Genomic DNA, 4354 nt, shown 5'->3' on the forward strand with positions numbered 1-4354 from the left:
AGCATCTAAGAATACCGCATGGCCCCCTATTGGCCTAACAATAGGTATTCCAGCTTCAATTAATTTATTTCCTAAATATTCAACTTGTTCTACTCTATGTTTAATATAATTATAGTCTAAAGCTTCTTTCAATCCTATAGCAAAGGCTTCCATATCCCTACCTGTCATACCACCATAGCTTGGCATACCTTCATATACTACCACTAAAGCTGTAGCCTTATGATATAGCTCTTCTTCATTCATAGCTAAAAATCCACCTGTATTTACAATACCATCTTTTTTACCAGACATTGTAGCCCCATCTGCATAAGAAAACATCTCTTTAACTATTTCTGCAATGGTTTTGTCTTGATATCCTTCTTCTCTTTCTTTAATAAAATATGCATTTTCTACATACCTGGTACAATCAAACATTACTCTAATTCCATGTTCTTTAGATAACTCATAAACTTCTCTTAAATTTTTCATACTTACTGGTTGGCCACCCGCTAAATTTACAGTTACCCCTACACAGATATAAGGAATATTTTTCGCTCCAACCTTATTAATTAAATCTTCATATTTTTTCAAATCAATATTCCCTTTAAAAGGTACATCTGGATTGTCTGAAATATGAGCATGGTCAATAATTACGTCTACAAATGTACCACCATTCATTTCTTGGTGAGCCCTTGTAGTAGTAAAATACATATTTCCTGGTATATAGGTATCTGGTTTTACTAAAATCTGTGATAATAGATTTTCAGCACCCCTACCTTGGTGGGTTGGCACTACATATTTAAAGCCCATAATATCTTCTACTGTCTTTTCTAAATGTTTGAAGTTTTCACTTCCTGCATAGGCTTCATCTCCTACCATAAGTCCTGCCCATTGTCTGTCACTCATAGCATTTGTCCCACTATCAGTTAGCAAGTCAATATATACATCTTCTGAATTCAATAAGAATGTATTATAACCTGCTTTCTTCATAGCTTCAATTCTTTCTTCTCTTGGTAAAATTGTTAAAGGTTCTACCATTTTTACCTTATACGGTTCTGGCATGTATTTCTTTTCCATTATAAATACCCCCTATTTATTTAATATTTATAATTAAAAGTTTTAGCCTATACCTCCAAATACTATTCCCAATATAAATACTGCCACTGCTATTGGAACATAGGCGTATTTTCCTATTTTAACAAGAGTATCACCATATGTTTTTTGACTGCCTTTGTTTAACTCATTTAGCAGCTCTTCTTTATCTAGAATTACATACCAAGAAAATGCTCCTAAAACGGCACCAAACGGAATAACATATATAGAAACTGCATCCATCCACATTCCAACCTTAGGTTCAGCCTCTATAAATATTCCTATGCCTAAACATACTATTGCCAATAATACAAGAACCTTTTTTCTATTTAATTTAAATCTATTTTCTAATGACTCTGCTACAACTTCAAACATATTTTGAAGAGAACTAATTCCTGCAAATACCACTGATAAGAAAAATAATATAGCAAAAAATCTCCCCGCTGGAATCTGCCCTAGTATCTTTGGTATAACAATGAACATTAGCGGTGGTCCTGCATTTGGTGGAATATTAAAAGCAAAACAAGCTGGAATAATTGCAAGAGCGGAAATTACTGCCGCAATTGTATCAAATACAGCTGTCAATGTTGCTACATGGACTATATCCTCTTTGTCATCTAGATAAGCTCCATATACAATCATACCACTACCAGTTACAGATAGAGAGAAAAATGCTTGCCCCATAGCCATAACCCAAGTCATAGGATTACCTAAAAATGACCAATCGGGAATAAATAAATATTTATAGCCTTCAATTGCCCCTGGTAAAAATGCAACTCTAATGGCTAGTATAATAAATAATATAAAGAAGGTTGGCATCATTATTTTATTAGACTTCTCAATACTTTTAGCACTTAGCATAAGTGTCATTAATGTAACAATGACTATCATAATATGCCATGGTAAACTCCCAAAACTACCTGCCGCTTGAGAGAAAAACTCCGCCGAATCAATTTGAAACAATGAACCTGTCATTGAAGCTGCTAATGATCTAAGTACCCACCCTACTATTATAGCATATCCTATGGCTATTCCCATAGACCCTAGTAAAGGTATCCAACCTAGTTTACGACCAAATTTTCCTTTATTTCTAGACTCCCAGGCATATTCATAAGAACCAAGAGTGCCAGTTTTTGACCTTCTACCAATGGCAAATTCAGCAGATAATCCAACATATGAAAATAAAGCAATAAAAAATAAATAAACTAATAAAAATGCGGCTCCTCCATATTTCCCTAACCTATAAGGAAAAGCCCAAATATTAGCCATACCTACTGCTGAACCAACACATGATAGTATGAATCCAAATTTTGAACCAAATTTACTGTAATCCTTATTATTTCCTTCCATCTTGACCTCCTAACTTATCAGATTATATTCTTTACACTCCATCTAGTTAATATATTAAAGCTATTAGTTTAGTTTATCTATAAAGTCATAAAACTGCAAGTTTTTTTATATCTATTTATAAATTATGAGTAAATTTTTATTATATTCATATTCTGTAATTCATATCAAATAAAAAAGTGAGTCGGTTAGGACCGTCCCTACCAACTCACTGCTGCATTTTTTACGGCTTTTTCAACTTCCTTGGCTACATTTCTGTTTAAAGCATCAGGAATAATAAAATTTTCTCTTACTTCTTCCCCACTAACCATATTTCCAATTGCATAAGCTGCAGCTATTTTCATTTCATCGGTTATTTCAGTGGTCTCAGACCTTCCCTAGTGACTCACTTCTATTATTCTTTGATTTGAAGAACCTCTAAATTTTAATTCTAAACTTTTTTTATCTATTTGAAAAGGACCATCTATTAAAATATCTGTACAGTTTAATAATCTTTTCCAAGATTTATTCTCAGGTAATTGTCCAAGTATTTCCTCATAGATATATCCTGTATATGTGACAACATTTAAACCTGTTTTTTTAACCTTTTCTCCTAAAATAGCTACCTTCTCCGCCTGTTCAAAAGGTTCCCCTCCACTAAATGTAATCCCGTCTAATAGTGGATTTCCCTTTATCATATTAAATATTTCATATATAGATATTAATTGCCCTCCATCAAAGGAATGAGTCTCCGGATTATGGCATCCAACACAATTATGCTTACAACCTTGAGTATATACTACTAACCTTATACCTGGTCCATCTACAATAGATTCTTTATTAATACCTGCAATTCTTAGCATGAGAAATGTTTCACCCTATCCTTTTCTTCAGCTTTTTTTGCATCATTAAATCTATCTAGGGTTCCTACTAAATAACCAGTTATACGACGAATCCTTTGGAACTTAATATCCTCTTCTTCTCTACCACATTTAGGACATTCATCCCCTATAATTCCAGTATATCCACATACCGGATCCCTATCAACAGGATGATTAATAGAACCATAACCTACTCCTGCCTCTTTCATAGCTCTAACTATCTTTTCAAATGCCTCTAAATTTTGGCTTGGATCTCCATCTAATTCTACATAAGTAATATGCCCACCATTAGTTAACTCATGGTAAGGTGCTTCTAAATTTATTTTATTAAAAGAATTAGTTTCATAATATACAGGCACGTGGAAACTATTTGTATAGTATTCCCTGTCTGTTACGCCTTCAATTTCTCCAAAAATTTCTCTATCCATTCCAACAAAACGCCCGGCAGTACCTTCTGCTGGTGTAGCTATTAAAGAAAAATTCATATTATATTTTTTACTAGCTTCATCCATTCTTTTTCTCATATGTCCTATTATTTCTAGTCCTAGTTCTTGTGCCTCTTCACTTTCACCATGATGCTCCCCTATTAAAGCTTTTAAACATTCTGCTAATCCTATAAAGCCTGTAGTTAATGTTCCATGTTTTATTACTTCTCTTACTTCATCTTCATTATCTAATTTATCTGAATCTAACCATACTCCCTGCCCCATTAGAAAAGGATAATTTTTAACTTTTTTACTAGCTTGAATCTCAAATCTTTCTAATAATTGACCTATAACTATATCTATAGTCTTATCTAAATCCCTAAAGAAACTTTCTTTATCTCCTACATTTTTAAGCCCTAAGCGTGGTAAATTAATAGTAGTAAAGCTTAAATTTCCTCTTCCAGAAATAATTTCTTTGGTCTTATCATAGTTATTAGCTGCAACCCGCGTCCTACATCCCATATATGCCATTTCCGTCTTTGGATCTCCAGGCCTATAATATTGTAAATTATACGGTGCATCTAAAAATGAGAAGTTTGGAAACAATCTTTTTGCACTTACTTTACAAGCTAATTTAAATAAATCATAATT

General features: G+C 33.1%; 5 protein-coding genes. All 5 read right to left on the bottom strand.

Annotated elements, in window-relative coordinates; all coding sequences use genetic code 11:
* Window positions 1-1056, bottom strand: a 1056-nt coding sequence (locus VK071_00250) for a tryptophanase (protein HLR33745.1), incomplete at its 3' end; no start/stop codon positions are given.
* A 42-nt stretch (window positions 1057-1098) separates the two neighbouring features.
* Window positions 1099-2421, bottom strand: coding sequence for a sodium-dependent transporter (locus tag VK071_00255; GenBank protein HLR33746.1), 1323 nt, complete (start codon window positions 2419-2421; stop codon window positions 1099-1101).
* Window positions 2422-2618: 197 nt separating this feature from the next.
* Complete coding sequence (locus VK071_00260; GenBank protein HLR33747.1) at window positions 2619-2762, bottom strand: hypothetical protein; 144 nt, start codon at window positions 2760-2762, stop codon at window positions 2619-2621.
* 33 nt (window positions 2763-2795) lie between these two features.
* Window positions 2796-3260 (bottom strand): anaerobic ribonucleoside-triphosphate reductase activating protein, encoded by a 465-nt coding sequence (gene nrdG, locus VK071_00265; GenBank protein ID HLR33748.1) that lies wholly within the window; start codon window positions 3258-3260, stop codon window positions 2796-2798.
* Window positions 3254-4354: anaerobic ribonucleoside-triphosphate reductase (gene nrdD / locus VK071_00270; protein HLR33749.1), on the bottom strand; the 1101-nt coding region annotated here is incomplete at its 5' end. The genes nrdD and nrdG, both read right to left, overlap by 7 nt.

The organism is Tissierellales bacterium (assembly GCA_035301805.1).
In the GTDB taxonomy this organism is placed as follows: Bacteria; Bacillota; Clostridia; order Tissierellales; family DATGTQ01; genus DATGTQ01.